Here is a 17,440-nt window from a genome sequence, read left to right as displayed (position 1 = left end):
TACAGGGAAATGCGTGTTTCAATGAAAATCCCGGCTCCGCACAGTAATGCCATCCAACAACGCACTCAGATCACTCAACCGCCCGGCAATCAGATGCCGCACCTCGCCCTCCTTCTCCCAGCGGCCATCGACCTTGAGCAACTGCGAGCCGACCAACACCTGGCGCTGCCGCTCGGCCAGGTCGCGCCACACCACCACGTTGACGTTGCCGAACTCGTCCTCAAGGGTGACGAAGGTCACGCCGCTGGCGGTGGCTGGGCGTTGTCGGCCGGTGACCAGCCCGGCGATGCTGACCGGCCGACCGTGCTCGACGTCCAGTAATTCCTTCGAACTGCGGCAGCGTCGCGCCTTCAACTCACCGCGCAACAGAGCCAACGGATGTGGTCCGAGGGTGGTGCCGACACTGGCGTAATCGGCTTGCAGGTTCTCGCCCACGGTGGGTCTGGGCAACGACACCGCGCCCTCCTCCTGGCTCGGCAGGCCGGCGAACAAACCCAGTTGCTTTTGTACCCCGGCCACTTCCCAGCGTGCCCGATGCCGGTCGCCGGCCAGGCCACGCAACGAGCCGGCATCGGCCAGTTGCTCCTGAGCGCGGGCATCGAGTCGCGCCCGCTCGCCCAGGTCGGCGATGTCGGCAAACGCGCCTTTGGAGCGTGCCGCCTCGATGCGTCGGGCATCGTCCTCGCGAAAGCCCTTGATCATGCGCAGGCCCAGGCGAATCGCCGGTTGCGCACCGGTGATCGGCTCCAGGCTGCAATCCCAGTCACTGGCGCGCACGTCCACCGGGCGAACCTGCAAATGATGACGCCGAACGTCCTGCAGAATCTGGTCCGGGCTGTAGAACCCCATCGGCCAACTGTTGATCAGCGCACAGGCGAAGGCCGCCGGCTCGTGGCATTTCAACCAGCAACTGGCGTAGGTCAGCAAGGCAAAACTGGCCGCGTGGGATTCGGGAAAACCGTAGCTGCCAAAGCCCTTGATCTGCTCGAAGATCTGCGCGGCGAACTCGGCGGTGTAGCCGTTTTTCTTCATCCCGGCGGCCAGCCTTTCCTTGTGCGGTTCGAGCCCGCCGTGGCGTTTCCACGCGGCCATGGAGCGACGTAGCTGGTCGGCCTCGCCGGGGCTGTAGTCGGCGGCGACGATGGCGATCTGCATGACCTGTTCCTGAAACAGCGGCACACCGAGGGTGCGCTTGAGCACCACTTCCAGTTCCGGCGACGGATAGGCCTCCGGTTCTTCCTTGTTCCGTCGCCGCAGGTACGGGTGCACCATGCCGCCCTGGATCGGCCCCGGCCGAACGATGGCGACCTCGATCACCAGATCGTAAAACGTCTTCGGCCTGAGCCTGGGCAGCATCGACATCTGCGCCCGGGACTCGATCTGGAACACGCCGATGGTGTCGGCCCGACCGATCATTTCGTAGGTGGCCGCATCTTCGGACGGGATGGTCGCCAGGCTCAGGTCCAGCCCCCGGTGCCGGCGCAGCAGATCGAAACATCGGCGAATCGCGCTGAGCATGCCCAGCGCCAGGATATCGACCTTGAGCAAACCGACCGCATCGAGATCATCCTTGTCCCATTGGATGATGGTGCGTTCGGCCATGGCGGCATTTTCCACCGGTACCAGACTGTCCAGCGGCTGCTCGGAAATCACGAAACCGCCGGGGTGCTGGGACAAATGCCGGGGGAAGCCGATCAGTTGCCCTGTCAGGCGGAGCACCCGGTGCAGCATCGGGCTCTCGGGGTCGAACCCGCCCTCGCGCAGACGCTCCACGGGCGGTGTCTCATCGCTCCAGTGACCGCAGCAATCGGCCAGGGCGTTGATCTGGTCCGGCGGCAAGCCCAATGCCTTGGCCACATCCCGTACCGCACCGGCGGCGTGGTAAGTGCTGACCACCGCCGTCAACGCGGCCCGGGCCCGGCCATAACGCTGGAACACGTACTGCAAGACTTCCTCGCGGCGTTCATGCTCGAAATCGACGTCGATGTCCGGCGGTTCGTTACGCTCTTTGGAGAGAAAACGCTCGAACAACAGCGTGGTGCGATCCGGATCAATTTCAGTGATGCCCAGGGCAAAACACACCGCCGAGTTGGCGGCCGAGCCGCGCCCCTGACAAAGAATGTGCTGGGTGCGGGCGAAGCGGACGATGTCGTGGACCGTCAGGAAATAGCTTTCATAGCCCAGCTCCGCGATCAGTTGCAGCTCCTTGTCGATCTGCACCAGCACTTCGCTTTTCGGCCCTTTTGGCCAGCGCCACTCGATGCCTTCCGCGGTCAAATGACGCAGCCACGAGGTGGCCGAGTGCCCTTGCGGCACCAGTTCGCGGGGGTACTGGTAACGCAACTGGCCAAGTTCAAAGGTGCAGCGCCGGGCGATGTTCAGCGTTTCCGCGAGCAAGTCTGGCGGATAAAGCGCCTGCAACACATCGAGACCGCGCAGATGGCGTTCGCCGTTGGGATGCAGGCGCAACCCGGCATCGGCCACCGGCAGGTGATGACGGATCGCGGTCATGGTGTCCTGCAAGGCGCGCCGGCCGCGCGCGTGCATGTGCACATCGCCGCAAGCGACCGCAGGAATACGCAACTCCCTGGCCAGGGTCAGCAGATCGTCCAGGCGCCGGGCATCATCCTGACCGCAATGTAACTGCACCGCCAGCCACAGGCGCTCGGCGAAGACCTGCTTGAGCCAGCGGCCCTGTTCAAAGGCATCGACAGCGTCCGGCACCCACAACGCCAGCAATCCCGGCAAGGGTTCACTGAAGTCTTCGCGCAGCACCTGATACTGGCCTTTCTGCGTGCGGCGCCGGGCGCGGGTGATCAATCGGCACAGCGCCTGATAGCCCTCGAGGCTCTCCACCAGCAGCACCAGTTTCGGACCGTTCTCGATGCGTATTTCACTGCCGATGATCAGCGGCAACTCCACGGACTTCGCCGCCTGCCAGGCGCGAACGATGCCCGCCAGGGTGCATTCGTCGGTGATCGCCAGGGCTTGATAACCCTGCTTTTTCGCGCGCTGGAACAGCTCGAGGGCACTGGAGGCACCGCGCTGGAAGCTGAAGTTCGACAGGCAGTGCAGTTCGGCATAGTCGATGCTCATGCGAACCACCCCTGCAACCACAACGGGCCGTCCTCACCGACCGCCCGGTAGGCCCAGCCCTGTTGGCCGGCACGGGTTTCGATCAGGTAATAGTCACGGCGTACGTCGCCGCCATCCCACCAGCCGGACTCGATACGCTCCGGCCCCATGAGGATGCGCGCCGAGCCCTGATGCACGGCCAACGGTTCAGTCAGCAACCAGCCCGGCCGTTTCACTGCCGCCGGCACCGCGCAGGGCTGGCTGTCGGCACTGGCCTGCCACGCACACTCGGGGCGGTGATCGGCCTGGAAGCGCAAGCCGTGCACCGCGTCATCTCCCAGCCGTGCACGCAGGCGTTCGCGCAGTTGCTCCCAGGGCAAGGACTGCTGCGGGCGATCGTCGAACAGTTCCTGATGCTGGGGCACAAAGATCGGCAGGTCTTCGGCACGCAGGCGAAAACCGCGTACCGGTGCCTCGACCTGGACCTGCTCCAGCCGCCCCCGGGCCAGTTCGAAGAGCATCGCCGGATCGCGCTCGGCGCTGAGCAGGCCGACCTTGATGAGCGTATCCGGCAACCCGGCGTGCTCCAGGTGCAGGTCGAAACGCTGTACGCCGCTGTCACGACCGCAGAGGAACGCCGACAAGTCGCCGGTCAATCGGCGCAACGGAAACAGCAAGGCTTGATGGGACTGCACATCGAAATTGAGTTCGATACGCACATCGAAGCGGTCCGGCGGCAGGTAAAACGTCAACGCCAGCCGCCGCAACCCCAACATGGCATCCAGATGCTTGAGCACCTGGGCCTCGAAACGCCGGGCCAGGCTATGCCGGGGCAGCGCCTGCACCTGGCTCAAGATGCGCAAGCCCATGCGCGACAAGGCCGTGGCGACCGAGGCTTCGAGGCCGATCCGGTCGACGGGCATTTGCCCCAGGTGATGCTGCAAGGCTTGATCGTCCGGGACCACCAGACCGTCATAGGCATTGGCCAGCACCCGCGCCGCCACCGGGTTGGGCGCGGCCACGATGCGGTGCCGAAACCCCAGCTCGTCGAGCTCACGGCGCAAAAGCGCTTCGAATTGCGGCCAGGCACCGAACAAGCCGAGGCTGGATTCGATCTCGAACACCAGGGCCCGGGGGTAATGCACGCTGACCTGGGAACTGAAGCGATAGGCCCAGGCGGCGAGGAACTGCTGCCAGTGTTCGATTTCAGAGGCGTCGTATTCGGCCGTGACAAAGCCTTTGCTCAAGGCCTGTGCCGCGCTCATGGACTGGCCGGGACGCAAACCCAGCGCCCGCGCCGCACTGTTGACGGCCTGCAGCACCCGGCGCTGGGCCGGGCCGGTCAGCAACGCCAGGGGTTCATCGGGATCGGCGCGCTGACGCAGTACCGCGTCCAGCGCCAATTGCGGGAAAACAATGCAGACCCAGCGCATGGCAACCTCAATGCCCCACGGCGAAGGCAATCGGCGCCGAACGGGCCAGGCCGCCGCGGCACTTGAGCACGCGCAGTTGTGCCGGTCGGGCATCGATGGCAATGCGCAGGGCCGCTGGCGAAGGGTTGATCGCTTCACCGAGGGGACGATAGGCGAAGGCCAGGGTCTGGCCGGTTTCCGCCGCCACCTGCAAGCGGCGCAAGGCGCGGTCATCGGCCTTGTGCGGCCAGCACAGCACCGCGCCGCAACTGCCCGAGCGCAGGCATTGTTCCGCGGCCCACAGCGCATCGCGCTCGCTGGCCTGGATGATCGACAACTGACGCAGATCCACTCCGGCGCCCTGCCACGCCTGGGGGTACGGCACACAAGGCGGCGCCACCAGCACGATGCGCTCGCCCGCCGCCGACAGCCGTGCCAGTGTCGGCCACACCAGTTGCAACTCGCCCACGCCCTGCCCGGCCAACAGGATTTCCGTCAGTGCCGCCTCCGGCCAGCCACCGCTGGGCAACGCGGCGTCCAGCGCAGCATGCCCGGTGGGTTGCGGGCTGGCAGCCGGTGGCGCAGGCCGGCCCTTCCAGACCTGGCCGCCATTGAACAGCGTATCCAGCGCAACGACGGCGCCCATCAGCCTTGCCTCACCAGGCCACAGAACACGCCTTCGATGGCCAGGTCCCGGTCGGCCTCGACAATGATCGGCTGGTAGGCCGGGTTGCGTGGCAGCAGGCGAACCACATCGCCGACCCGCTCGAAGCGCTTGATGGTGACTTCGCCGTCGAGCCGCGCCACGACGATCTGGCCATTAACGGCCTCGGGGCTGCGGTGCACGCCCACCAGATCGCCGTCGAGGATGCCGTCCTCGATCATCGAGTCACCCCGCACCCGCAACATGTAGTCCGGCACCCGCGAGAAGATCGACGGATCGAGCAGCAAGCGGCTATGGACTTCCGCATCGGCCCCAATCGGCGCACCGGCCGCCACTCGGCCAAGCACCGGGATGTCCAGCAATTCGGGACGCGGCGGCTGCCCGAGCAGGCGAATGCCCCGGGCCTGATGCGGGTTGACCTCGATAAACCCGGCTTCGGTCAGCGCCAGCACATGCTTGCGCGCGACGCTGCGGGAGGCGAAACCGAACGCCTCGCTGATTTCAGCGAGGCTCGGAGGCTGACCGTGCTCGGCGATGCGATCGCGGATAAAGGTCAGGATGGCGGTACGGCGGGGAGTCAGAGTCGTCATGGAGTACATTTGTACTCTTTCGGCTTTTTCCTGGCAAGGACTTGTAGGAGCTGTCGAGTGAAACGAGGCTGCGATCTCTTGAGACCAGAGCAAAAAGATCGCAGCCTGCGGCAGCTCCTACAGGAAGCCGGTTCAAACGTAACGTCCAGCGCTCCGTACTCGAACAAAACGGACGATCAAACAATAAGGTCTACCGTTCGTCGCCTTTCTAAAATAATTAGCATCTGAAGAAAATAAAAATCCATAAAAAAGTGCAAAACACACATTTGCTCCTACAGAAATACTTTACTCAAAATAGCAAGATCTTTTCTACTTGCCGAAAACTAAAATACAGATTCAAAAAGGAATTCCACAGTTCCACGCTAAAAACTATCCACACCAAAACAAAACCAAGCCACTAAGATTCCTAACATCATGCAGGACGCATCTTAAAAACATGCAGGAATCCCCCTACAACACAAAGTTCTCTCGCTTGCATCCAACAGCAAAATCAACTAATCCTTGCAACACCACTTAACACCAAGTGGCGCCCCAAAACAAAAGCAAAATGAAAAACAACAAACATGGAGAATCGCCACCCAATGACCAAAAATATTATACCCAGAGTTTCTTCCCTAGCATCCATATTCATAAAAGAACAATTAAAAGAACCCATTGCCTTTTTCTGGATTTTGATATCACCTTGTGCGATGTTCTATTCTTTTGCAACAACCAGGCAAGACCCCAACTATTTCTCGAGCAATTACATTACGATTTCAGCATGGTTTTATGCTTATATCTCTTCTAGTGTCGCATTATTTGGATTCGCCTTTTACATAATCGGAAGAAGGGAAAGCGGGTTCACTCGATCATTTATTTACTCCAGGGAATCAAAACTGATTTTTCTATTATCGCACTTCACTGCCTACTCGCTAATATCAATATCTTACTGCACAACCTTTTACTTAACGACCAAATTCCCATTTGAAAACTACAACCTCAATGAACTACTGAATATCGCACTACGCTTTTACATCTGCTTTATCATGTTTTGCACTTTCGGGGCTGCATTTTCATTGTTACCGATCAACTTTCAGAACTCGAACACTTTGCTTTCCATTTTTTCGTTCTGCATGCTGATTCTCGGCGTAATGAGTGCCAGCAGATCAAACCCCATCACCGACACTTTGAACCTCGCAAACCCACTGACACTTGCAAGCCAGATAATGGAACAAGGTCTTGAATCCAACAAACTCATCACGACAGCAATAATTCTTTTATTTATTTCAGTACTGCACAGAACGTTCAAGCACCTGAGAATCAATCCTGTATGGAGCCGATACTGATGAAAAAATTCACGGCGCAGAGCATCGATTTCTCCTATACAGACAACCCCCTCTTGACCCAGGCATCTCTTGAGGTTGCTCAAGGTAACATTGTCGGCATTCTGGGGCCCAACGGATCTGGAAAAACAAATTTTTTCGATATCGTCTGCGACCTTAAAAAAGCAAAGTCCGGCTTCATAAAAAACGACTTCAGTCACTTTTTATACCTTTCTCAAATCATCTCCACTCCCCCACCATTGCGCATGCGTGACATTTTTAAAATGGTGACTGCACTGTCATCAAGCGAGCCCATGACACAAGAAAAAACCTTAGAAAAACTAAGTGCGTGGAGCCCTGCAATAGTTAACCGATACCAAGACATATGGAACAAAAAATCATCGCTATGCAGCTACGGAGAGACACGCTGGTTCTTTACGCTCTCTCTTCTTTCAATTTCTGCAGACTTCGTGATTCTCGACGAGCCTACTGCCGGTGTAGATCCAGAGTTTCGCCGCTATATTTGGCAATGCCTTCACGGCGCCGCCAGGGAGGGCACCGCCATTCTGGTTTCCTCGCATAATGTTGATGAAGTAATTAACCACTGTGATTATTTTTACATGATTAGCCAGCAACGCTTCAATCGCTTTGCCAATGGTAGTGAGTTCATGCATCGGTATGGCGTAAAGACTGTGGACGATGCGTTTATCCGAGCCGTTACTGAACCTGTATTCGCAACATAAGCAACTGGAAGCGCACATAGGGGAGCTGCCGCAGACCGCGACAGCTCCCGATGAGGAATGGAATTCGATTCAGTCGGTAAGCCCAGCAAGATAAGCCCACGGATAAATCCCCCGTTCATGCCCATCGCTGAAGACCAGTTGCAGGCCATACCCCTGCGAGTGCAATTCGATCACCTGAACCCGCGCATCCACCATCGGCGCCATCCCCCGCAAACGAAACGCCCGGCACTGCGAGCACGGGCACTGCCGGCGCAATTCGGCGTGTTCGAACACCTGCTCGCGACCATCCGGCCAGTTCAGTCGCAACTGCTGTTTGCTGCGGGAATTGCCAATCGCCAGCGGATTCATTGCAGTTGACTCAAGGCGATGCGCACGGCCTTGCGCACTTCAGGGTCGCCGTCGTCTTGAGCGCTCTGCAATGCCGCAATGGCCCGTGGGTCGTTCAATTCGCCGAGGGCCAACGCGGCTTCCTTGCGCAGGTTGCTGATGCGGTGGCCGAGGGTGTCGATCAGCGCTTCGAGCGCAGGTACAAAACGCAAGCGACCGAGGCTGCGGGTGGCGCGCAGGCGCACTTGCCAGTAATCGTCGCCCAAGGCGTCGATCAGGGCCGGGCCGGCGTCGAGGTGGCCGACCTTGCCCAGGGTGGTGGCAGCTTCTTCGCGGACTTGCCAGGCAGCGTCCCGCAAGGCCTGGCGCAGGGCCGGTAGCACCTGTGCGTCAGACGCCAGGCCCAGCGCCCCGGTGGCGGCACGCCGCACCTCGGTGTCCGGGTCATCGCTGGCCAGCCGCGCCAGTGCCGGCAAGGCATCGAGTTGCTTGAGCCAGCCGAGCACGCCCACCGCCTCGCGGCGCACGCTGGCGCTTGCATCGTCCAGTGCCCGAGCAGCCGCATCGGCGGCTTCGGGGCAACGCAACTCGCGCAACGCCCGGAACGCGGCAATGCGTACGCCGCTGTCGGCGTGCCCGGTCCACGGCAGAATGACCCGGCCCGCCGCTTCACTCTTGAGCAGGCTGAGGCTTTGCGCAGCGGCCACCTGCACTACCGGGGATGGATCCGTCAGCGCCTGGCACAACGCCTCGACCACCGGCGCGTCCTCCCAGGCTTCCAGCAACCGCGCGGCTTCGGCGCGAACGTCTGCAATCGGGTCTTCGGCCAGTCGATTGATCAACCACTGCAGGCCTTCCGGCTCCTCGAGATCGGCCAGTTCGATCAGCGCGATCCGGCGTACACCGGGGTCGTCATCGGTCAGTCGCGGTTGCAGGGCAAGAATGTCGTCGTTATCGGTTACATCGAATAGTGAGGTCATAGGGCAAATCGCGGCAGTTTGTTTTCAGGGGGAAGTCCGAGCGGGTTCAGGCGCGGCAGTTGCCGACCGTCTTCGTGCCGCAGGAGTTCGAGGCAATGGCGCTTGAGGTGCGAGAATTCAGGGCGGGTTACCAGCTCAGTGCTGCGCGGCCTGGGGAAGTCCAGGCGCAGGTCTTCGATGATTCGCCCGGGGCGCGAGCTCATGACCAGCAGGCGATCGGCGAGGAACAGCGCTTCGTCGATGTCATGGGTGACAAAGACCACGGTGGTGCGGATGCGCGTCCAGATGTCCAGCAGCAGTTCCTGCATGTTCAACCGGGTCAGGGCATCGAGGGCACCGAAGGGTTCGTCCATCAGCAACAGACGCGGACGGTTGACCAGCACCCGGGCAATTTCCACCCGTTGCTGCATGCCGCCGGAGAGTTGATCGGGCCAGCGCCCGGCAAAACCTTCGAGGCCCACCAGTGCGAGGATTTCATCCGCCGCCTTGTGCCGTTCGACCTTGCCGACGCCCCGCATTTTCAAGCCGAACGCCACGTTGTCGCGCACAGTGCGCCACGGAAACAGGGTGTGCTGCTGGAACACCATGCCGCGCTGGGGCGATGGACCGGAGACTGCTGCGCCATCGACGTTGAGCGTGCCGGTGCGCGGTTGCAGGTGGCCGGCCAGCGCGCCGAGCAAGGTGGACTTGCCGCAACCGGACGGCCCGAGAATGCACACGAACTGCCCCGGCTCGATCTGGCAATCGAGGCCTTGCACTGCGTCGAAGGCAGTGTCGCCCTCGCCCAGGTTGATCGACAGCCCACGAATATCGATACGCCCTTCCAGATGTTGAAAAACGCTCATCAGGCTTTTCCTCGTGGTCGATGCCAGGGCGTGAACAACCCGCCCAGACGTTTGATCAACAGGCTGCTGCCCATCCCGAGCACGCCGATCAGCAACATGCCGACCACGATGTCGGCGTAGTTCTGGATGGTGTAGGACTCCCACGTGTAATAGCCGATGCCGAATTGGCCGGAGATCATTTCCGCCGTCACCAGGCAGAACCACGAGGTGCCCATGCCGATGGCCAGGCCGGTGATGATGCTGGGCGCAGCCCCCGGAAGAACGACCTCCAGCAGGATTGCCCGGCGCCCTGCCCCGAGGCTTTTTGCCGAGGCGATCAGCCGTGGGTCGACGCCTTCGACGCCGTGCACGGTGTTGAGCAGGATCGGGAACAGTGCGCCGGTGAAGGTGATGAACACCATCGACAGCTCCGACGAGGGAAACATCAGGATTGCCAGGGGAATCCACGCCACGGCCGGGATCGGGCGCAGTACTTCCAGGGGTGGCAGCAACAGATCTTCGGCCCATTTCGAGCGGCCGATGGCCAGGCCCAGGGCCACGCCGATGATCAGCGCCGCGAAGTAACCGGCGAACACCCGGCCGAGGCTRCTGCCCAGGTGCTGCGCGAGCTTGCCCGAGTCGCCGAGGCCGAGGGCGGCTCCAATGACCGCCACGGGTGTCGGGACGTTGGCGAAAGTCACCAGGCCGAGGTTCCAGTGGTGGCTGGCGGCGAGTTGCCAGAATACGAGGCAGAGCAGCAAGGATGCGGCTCTGGGAATCCAGCGTGAATATGATCGGTACACAATTGTTCCTCTCGCCTGCCCCCTGTAGGAGCGGGCTTGCCCGCGAAAGCGGTATCACTGTCAACATTGATGTCGACTGACCCGCCGCCTTCGCGAGCAAGCTCGCTCCTACAAGGTGATGCAGTGTTTGGGGGATTAGCGAACAGCCACGGCTTGCGCGGTAGCATCGGTAAAGTCGAGGACCTTGCCGCCCTGGGTCGTGGCGAACTGTTGGGCCTGGCCTTTGAGCAGGAACGCACTCAGCTGCCCTTTCCCATCGGTGGCAAACCACGCCTGATCCGCCAGCAGCTTGATCCCGCTGTCGCTGGCCTGGGCGTACACCGCGCGGATGCTCTTGCCTTCCTGCTTGAGCCCGGCCAGCGCGGTAAACGCCGCTTGCGCCGAGGCGTACTGGCGGACTTTCGGCTCACCGCGCACCCAGATTTCCGCCACGTGGCTGACGTCGGTGATGGCTTGGCCGCTGGCGGCATCGACAGCCTTGAGCGGCGCCTGCCCGTAACTGGCCAGTTGCGCGCTGTAGTCCAGGTTCGAGGCCTTGAAGGCGGCGCGGATGTATTGGTCGTCGATGAAGGTGTTGAGATCCAGACCGCGGTCGGCCTTTTTCAACAACTTGAGGGTATCGATGGCGGTGCCCACGGCCTGACGGTATTCCGGCTTCCAGCTCAGGTCGCGGGTCTGCACACCGAGGGGGCCATGGAACAGGTAATTGACCTCGGCATCGACCCCGGTGACCTTGGCGATCAATTCGCTGTATTTCTCCGGCTCAGCCGCCAGCAACTGGTTGGCTTCGATACTCGCCCGCAGGTAAGCGACGACGATTTCCGGGTACTTCTTCGCATAGGCCTGATCGACCAGCGCACCGTGGAAGGTCGGCGCGTTGGCCTGGGCGCCGTCATAAATCTTGCGCGCGAACCCCCGGCTGGGGAACAGTTCGGCGAAGGGCACGAAGTCAGCGTGAGCATCGATCTTGCCGGCCTGCAACGCGGAGCCGGCGACTTCCGGTGGTTGGGCAATGATGTTCACATCCTTGAGCGGGTCCCAGCCCTGGGCCGCGACGGCGCGCAGCAGCATGCCGTGGGCGGTGGAAGCGAACGGCACGGAAATGGTCTTGCCCTTGAGCTCTGCCAGCGACTGCACGCCCGATGCGCTTGGCACCACGATGCCGTTGCCGCTGCCCTTGATACTGCCCGACAGCACGCTGATGAACAGGCTGTGCTTGCCCGCCGTTTCGAACGCCACGCCGTTGAACGCGCCGGGGAAATCGGCCATGGCGCCGAAGTCGAGTTTGCCGGCCACCATTTCGTTGGTCAGGGGGGCGCCGCTGGTGAAGTTTTTCCACTGCACCTCGTATTGGGCGTCTTTGTAGGGGCCATCGTGGGGCAGGTATTTGTCCAGCAGCCCGAGTTCGCGAATCAACAATCCGCCAGCGGCGCAGTTGATGGTGGTGTCCTGGGTGCCGATGGCAATGCGGATGGTTTCGGCCGAGGCCGACAGGGTGAATGAAGCCAGTACCAGACCGGCCAACGCTGCACGCAACATCATGAGTGTTTCCCCTCGAATCATTTATTGGATGTTCGTCTCCGCCACGATCAGGGCGCGGTGGGAAACGAGGGGTGTTTTTAATCAGGCGTCCGGTGGTTGCCGGATGGCGTTTTGGGTTGTCTGTTCTGGCGTCTTCGCTGGCAAGCCAGCTCCTACAAAAGCGGTTACCGCAATAGATAGGGGATCTCGACTTTCACGGCCCCGGTCGGGCAGTCCTTTTCACAGGGCATGCAGTACCAGCATTCATCGAAGGCCATGTAGGCCTTTTGCGTGGCCGGGTTGATCGCCAGCAGGTCCATCGGGCAAACGTCGACGCACACGGTGCAGCCTTTGTGGGCGATGCATTTGTCCTCATCGACCGTGACCGGTGCGTTGGAGCGAAAGAAGATTTCCTGGTGTTGGTAAGCCATGTTCGATCTCTCTTTTGTTGTCGGCATCAAGCCGCATCGGCACCGACCCGCAACCGGTCGTAGGCCTGCATCTCGTCGGCATCCAGCGCGATGATGTAAGGCTCGACGGCTTTCTTGAAACTGCTCATCAAACCGTTTTGGTCTTTCTTCAGGTGGCAATGGCAGAACCAGTCGCGGTCGTTGCGTTGTGGGTGATCGACGCGATAGTGGTACAGCCCCCAGCGGCTTTCGGCGCGGAACAATGAAGCGCGGGCGGCCATTTCGGCGCAGTCGCGGATCATGCTGACTTCCATGGCGCGCATCAGTTCGTGGGCGTTGTGGGCCTTGATCTGGTCGAGGTCGCGCTGGATGTCGCTGAAGCGTTGCAGGCCGATCTGCATCTTCTTGGTCACTTTCGGCGGTTGCAGGTAGTCGTTGACGAAGCGCCGCAGCTTGTATTCGACCTGCGCTGGCGGCAGGCCGTGTAAACGGTCCAGCGGCGCGTAAACCCGTTGTTTTTCGGTTTCGATCTGCGCGGCATCCAGCGCTGAAAACTCACGCCCGGCGACAAAATCCGCTGCGTTGTGGCCGGCGAACCAGCCGTAGGTGAACGCGCCGAGCATGTAGTTGTGCGGCACGGCGGCCATGTCACCGGCCGAGTACAAACCCTTGACCGAGGTCTCGGCCTTCTCGTTGACCCACACCCCCGACGCCGAATGCCCGCTGCAAAAGCCGATTTCCGAGATGTGCATCTCGACCATCTGCGTGCGGTAGTCGGTACCGCGATTGGCGTGGAACTGGCCGCGACTCGGACGCTCGTTGCTGTGCAGGATTTCTTCGATGTTCTGGATGGTTTCCTCGGCCAGGTGATCGAGCTTGAGGAACACCGGACCGTTGCCGCTTTCCAGCTCCTGGTGGAATTCCCACATCATCTGCCCGCTCCAGTAGTCGCACTCGATGAAGCGTTCGCCCTTGTTGTTGGCGGTGTAGCCGCCCAAGGGGCCGGTGACGTAGGCGCAGGCCGGGCCGTTGTAATCCTTGATCAGCGGGTTGATCTGGAAGCATTCCAGGTTCGCCAGTTCGGCCCCGGCGTGGTAGGCCATCGAGTAGCCGTCGCCGGCATTGGTCGGGTTTTCATAGGTGCCCATCAGGTAGCCCGAGGACGGTAATCCCAGGCGTCCGGCGGCACCGCAGGCGAGGATCACCGCCTTGGCCTTGATCACATGGAAGTCAGCTGTGCGGCAATCAAAGCCCATCACGCCGTTGACCGCGCCCTCTTCATCCGTCAGCAATCGGGTGCAGACCAGGCGATTGGTGATGCTCACCCGCGCGCGCTTGAGCTGCCGATAAAGGACTTTCTTGATGTCGTGCCCTTCCGGCATCGGCAACACGTAGGCGCCCATGTGGTGGACCTTCTTCACCGCGTAGTCGCCGGTTTCGTCCTTCTCGAATTTCACGCCCCAGCGGTCCAGTTGCCCGATCGTTTCGAAGCTGTGGGTGGCATAGGCGTACACCGCAGCCTGATTGACGATGCCGTCGTTGGCGATGGTGATTTCCTTGGTGTACTGCTCCGGCGTCGAGTGGCCGGGAATGATCGCGTTGTTCAGGCCGTCCATGCCCATGCTGATCGCGCCGCTGCGCTTGACGTTGGCCTTGTCGATCAACAACACCCGCAGGTCGCGGTTGCGTTCCTTGGCCTTGATCGCCGCCATGGGGCCGGCGGTRCCGCCGCCAATGACAACGATGTCGTATTCCTGCTCCAGCGTGCTGCGCGTCATGCCTGCTCCCCTTTTTGCCGGTCGATCCGCAGGCGGTACTGGAAGGCATCGCCACGGTAGTAAAGGTGTTCGAAGTCCAGCGGCCAACCGTCGACATCGTGGGTCAGGCGCTCAATGCGCATGATTGCTGAACCAGGTTCGACGTTCAGCGCCCGGCTCAGGTCGCTGTCGGCCAGTACCGCATCGATGGCCAGGTCGGCGTGCCCCAGGGCCAAGCCGCAGTCGTTTTCCAGGATCTGGAAAATGTCGCGGGTGACCAGGTCGGCTTTTTCCAGGCGCTCACCAATGGCCTTGGGCAGGTAAGTGATCTCCAGGGAAATCGGCTCGCGATTGATCAGGCGCACCCGTTTGACCTGCGCCACAACCTCGCCTTCGGCGACCTGTAAACGCTCGGCGACGAGCTTGTTGGCGGCAATGAATTTGAAGCTGCGCAGGCGGTTGATCACCTCGTAGCCGCGACCGGTCATGGACTCGGCCAGGCCTTGCAGGGTGCTGACGTTCTGGAAGGTTTTTGGTTTGGCGACGAAGGTGCCTTTGCCGTGGATCTTGAAGATCAACCCTTCCTTTTGCAGGTCACCCAAGGCCTGGCGCACGGTGATGCGGCTGACCTTGAACAACGTGCCAAGCTCGCTTTCGGAAGGCATCTGGCTGTCTTGCGGGTATTCGCCGTCGAGGATGCGGGTACGCAGCACGTCTCGCAGCTGGGTATGCAACGGGACACTGCTCAGGGATAGAACGTTATCGGTCATGACAGATCACTTGTTATAACGAGTTATGACGTGATCTTAGAGAGGGTATGACACGCTTGAGAAATACCGAATGCGAATAAGGTTAGATGCGCGATGCAATCCAAAACTGTAGGAGCGAGCCTGCTCGCTCCTACAGGGGATTGTGTGGTCTGAGGAATCAGTGCCGCTTGAGAATCCGGTCCATCACCCAATCGGTCTTCAACGCCTGTTCGGCCACGGCCGGGTGCTGCGCCTCACCACGAATATGCGCATTCATGCCCAATACGTGGTGCCACTGAATGTGTGCGTGATGCTCGATGGTCAGGCTGAGGTGTTCATCGGCGTGCAACTCGACCGGGTGTTCGTCGAACACTGAAAAGGTGATCCGGCCTTTGCTGCCAATCACTTCGACCCGATCCTCGCGACGGTCTGCAACAAAGTTCCAGCAACCCATGCCCATCGCTCCCGACGCGAACCGCCAACAGGCGCTGACGGCATCCTCGGCGGCATACATCCCGGCCTGCCGCGCGGTGAACCCGGCGACTTCGACGATATCGCCGAACAGGTACTGAAACAGGTCCAGGCCATGGCTGGCCAGATCGGCGAAGTAGCCACCACCGGCAATCGCCGGATCGGTGCGCCAGTTTTCACTGCCGTTGCGGTCCGCTGCCGACGGGGCTTTGGTGAGGGTCCAGGTCAAGTGCCGGACCTCACCGATCCGCCCCTCTTGCAGCCACTGCCGCACTTGCCGGAAGCGTGGCAGCGAACGCCGGTAATAGGACACGAACAGGTGCAACCCGGCATCGGCAAACACCTGCTTCATCTCGCGGCTTTGCCCGGCATTCAGCGCCATCGGTTTTTCGACGCAGCAATGCTTGCCGGCGGCGGCCACCTGCAAGGCGTAAGCGTGATGGCTGTCGGGCGGCGTGGCGATGTACACCGCGTCGACCTCGGGATCGTTGATCAGCGCCTGCGCATCGGTGTAGACCCGCGCGATGCCGTGGCGCACGGCGTAGTCGGTGACGACTTCCAGGCGCCGGCCCATCACCGCCACCAACGCCGATCCGGGTGCCTTGTAGAAGGCCGGCCCGCTTTTGCGTTCCGCGACACTGCCACAACCGATCATGCCCCAGCGCACCAGGTTCACAGGCTCTCCTTGGTGCTCAGCCAATGCGCAATACGCGCAGGTCCAGTCGACCGTCCTTGAGCGGCGGGCACCAGTAGTAGCCACCGGTGATCGGACGGCTGATGCGGTACAAACCGTCGGTGACGCCGTCTTCCAGGCCACTCATGCGGCGCAGTTGGGCTTCGAAGGCGTCGAGGGAAAAACCGAAGGCCAGGAACATCAGGCCGGCGCGGTCGCCTTCGATCCACGGCATCGAACGGCGCACCACGAAGGCTTCAGGCGCAAAGCTTTCCTGGGCGGTGCGTTTGACGTGGGCGGAAACCGGCGCGTCGTCGATCTCTTCGTTATCGCTCAAGCGGCGGCCCATGATGTTGTCTTTTTCGTCCGCCGACAGCCCATGAAAACCTTTCAAGTCATGCTGCCACTGCTGGATCGCGGCGAAGCTGCCACCGACCAGGCCCTCAGCGCCTTCGCTCAACAGCGCGGCGGCGACAGCGGCTTCGTCGTGGGGGTTCTCGGTGCCATCTTCGTAGCCGGTCAGGTCATGGCCGGTCATGTGGCGGAAGGTTTCGTTCATCTGCACCAGGCGCAATGCCGGGGCCAACGCGGCGGCGATGACGTTGCTGCGGTTGAGCAACTCACCACGGTCTTCACCGTGCAGCCAGCACCAGAGCGCGTGCTGGGTCGACGGATTTTCGACGCCCACACCGGTCAACGCCGGAAAGGTTCGCAGGCCATCGATCTGAACGTGCAGCGCATTGACCAGCGATTCACCGAAGCCAACGACAGCCGATTTCCCGTCCACCAGTTGCATCAAGTTGTCGAGCGCAACCGGCAATGCCTCGACGGATTCGAGGGCGAAGAACATATGGCGGGCTTGAGGCGGAACGGGGGTGGAGAGAATACCCGGCTGGTAATAGCTCATATGAACTCCTTGAAAAAGAGCACGGAGTTTAACCGGAGTACGAAGGTTTGTGTGCCGTCAGAGGCCAGGAACCTGTGGCAAAGGGGCTTCTGTGGCGAGGGGGCAAGCCCCCTCGCCACAGAAGCCCCCCCACCAAGGCCAAACAAAGGCTAGGCTTTTCAGTTAATCGGCTTGCCCGCATGGCTGTCCTTTCATTGGCTGCCCGGCCAGCCGGGTGCACCTTTTTTGTTGTG

General features: G+C 61.1%; 15 protein-coding genes. 1 reads left to right on the top strand and 14 read right to left on the bottom strand.

Annotation, left to right across the window (positions count from 1 at the left end):
• Positions 1-18 precede the first annotated feature (18 nt).
• Genes AC1DWG_RS28940 through lexA form a run of 4 tightly spaced genes read right to left on the bottom strand, consistent with a single transcriptional unit; the run spans position 19 to position 5,750 of the window.
• Positions 19-3,117, bottom strand: a complete 3,099-nt coding sequence (locus tag AC1DWG_RS28940) for an error-prone DNA polymerase (protein WP_477788699.1) — start codon at positions 3,115-3,117, stop codon at positions 19-21.
• Positions 3,093-4,508, bottom strand: a complete 1,416-nt coding sequence (locus tag AC1DWG_RS28935; RefSeq protein WP_477788698.1) for a Y-family DNA polymerase — start codon at positions 4,506-4,508, stop codon at positions 3,093-3,095. The genes AC1DWG_RS28940 and AC1DWG_RS28935 overlap by 25 nt, the downstream gene beginning before the upstream one ends.
• 7 nt (positions 4,509-4,515) lie before the next feature.
• Positions 4,516-5,133, bottom strand: coding sequence for a translesion DNA synthesis-associated protein ImuA (imuA, locus tag AC1DWG_RS28930; protein WP_223462842.1), 618 nt, complete (start codon positions 5,131-5,133; stop codon positions 4,516-4,518).
• Positions 5,133-5,750 carry a transcriptional repressor LexA gene (gene lexA / locus AC1DWG_RS28925; RefSeq protein WP_347906995.1) on the bottom strand — a complete coding sequence of 206 codons (618 nt, stop codon included), beginning with the start codon at positions 5,748-5,750 and terminating at the stop codon, positions 5,133-5,135. Before lexA ends, imuA begins: the two co-directional genes overlap by 1 nt.
• 1,315 nt (positions 5,751-7,065) lie before the next feature.
• Between lexA and AC1DWG_RS28920 the strand changes: the two genes are divergently transcribed.
• A complete protein-coding gene (locus tag AC1DWG_RS28920; protein WP_477788697.1) occupies positions 7,066-7,785 on the top strand; it encodes an AAA family ATPase in 720 nt (239 codons plus the stop codon).
• A gap of 69 nt (positions 7,786-7,854) precedes the next feature.
• Here AC1DWG_RS28920 and AC1DWG_RS28915 read toward each other — a convergent pair whose 3' ends face one another.
• From AC1DWG_RS28915 to AC1DWG_RS28870, 10 genes are all read right to left on the bottom strand, one after another.
• Positions 7,855-8,133: a DUF971 domain-containing protein gene (locus AC1DWG_RS28915; protein ID WP_347907001.1), complete on the bottom strand. Its 279-nt coding sequence runs from the start codon at positions 8,131-8,133 to the stop codon at positions 7,855-7,857.
• Complete coding sequence (locus AC1DWG_RS28910; RefSeq protein WP_477788696.1) at positions 8,130-9,092, bottom strand: HEAT repeat domain-containing protein; 963 nt, start codon at positions 9,090-9,092, stop codon at positions 8,130-8,132. The genes AC1DWG_RS28915 and AC1DWG_RS28910 overlap by 4 nt, the downstream gene beginning before the upstream one ends.
• Positions 9,089-9,937, bottom strand: coding sequence for an ABC transporter ATP-binding protein (locus tag AC1DWG_RS28905; RefSeq protein ID WP_477788695.1), 849 nt, complete (start codon positions 9,935-9,937; stop codon positions 9,089-9,091). Before AC1DWG_RS28905 ends, AC1DWG_RS28910 begins: the two co-directional genes overlap by 4 nt.
• Positions 9,937-10,719 (bottom strand): ABC transporter permease, encoded by a 783-nt coding sequence (locus AC1DWG_RS28900; RefSeq protein ID WP_477764008.1) that lies wholly within the window; start codon positions 10,717-10,719, stop codon positions 9,937-9,939. Before AC1DWG_RS28900 ends, AC1DWG_RS28905 begins: the two co-directional genes overlap by 1 nt.
• A 135-nt stretch (positions 10,720-10,854) precedes the next feature.
• Positions 10,855-12,261, bottom strand: a complete 1,407-nt coding sequence (locus AC1DWG_RS28895; protein ID WP_477788694.1) for an ABC transporter substrate-binding protein — start codon at positions 12,259-12,261, stop codon at positions 10,855-10,857.
• Positions 12,262-12,425: 164 nt separating this feature from the next.
• The gene (locus AC1DWG_RS28890; protein ID WP_477788693.1) at positions 12,426-12,671 is read right to left on the bottom strand and encodes a 4Fe-4S dicluster domain-containing protein; all 246 of its coding nucleotides are present in this window, start codon (positions 12,669-12,671) and stop codon (positions 12,426-12,428) included.
• A 26-nt stretch (positions 12,672-12,697) separates the two neighbouring features.
• On the bottom strand, positions 12,698-14,428 hold the full coding sequence (locus AC1DWG_RS28885) for a fumarate reductase/succinate dehydrogenase flavoprotein subunit (protein ID WP_477764006.1): 1,731 nt from the start codon (positions 14,426-14,428) through the stop codon (positions 12,698-12,700).
• Positions 14,425-15,177: a GntR family transcriptional regulator gene (locus AC1DWG_RS28880; protein ID WP_477764005.1), complete on the bottom strand. Its 753-nt coding sequence runs from the start codon at positions 15,175-15,177 to the stop codon at positions 14,425-14,427. The genes AC1DWG_RS28885 and AC1DWG_RS28880 overlap by 4 nt, the downstream gene beginning before the upstream one ends.
• 157 nt (positions 15,178-15,334) lie before the next feature.
• Entirely contained in the window at positions 15,335-16,303 is a 969-nt protein-coding gene (locus AC1DWG_RS28875) for a Gfo/Idh/MocA family protein (RefSeq protein WP_477788692.1), read from the bottom strand.
• A 16-nt stretch (positions 16,304-16,319) separates the two neighbouring features.
• The gene (locus AC1DWG_RS28870; RefSeq protein ID WP_477764003.1) at positions 16,320-17,207 is read right to left on the bottom strand and encodes a Dyp-type peroxidase; all 888 of its coding nucleotides are present in this window, start codon (positions 17,205-17,207) and stop codon (positions 16,320-16,322) included.
• Positions 17,208-17,440 lie beyond the last annotated feature (233 nt).

It is taken from the genome of Pseudomonas sp. P4_B3, assembly GCF_056402295.1.
The sequence above is the reverse complement of the archived record's forward strand: the minus strand, read 5'-3'. Positions and strand labels throughout refer to the sequence as shown.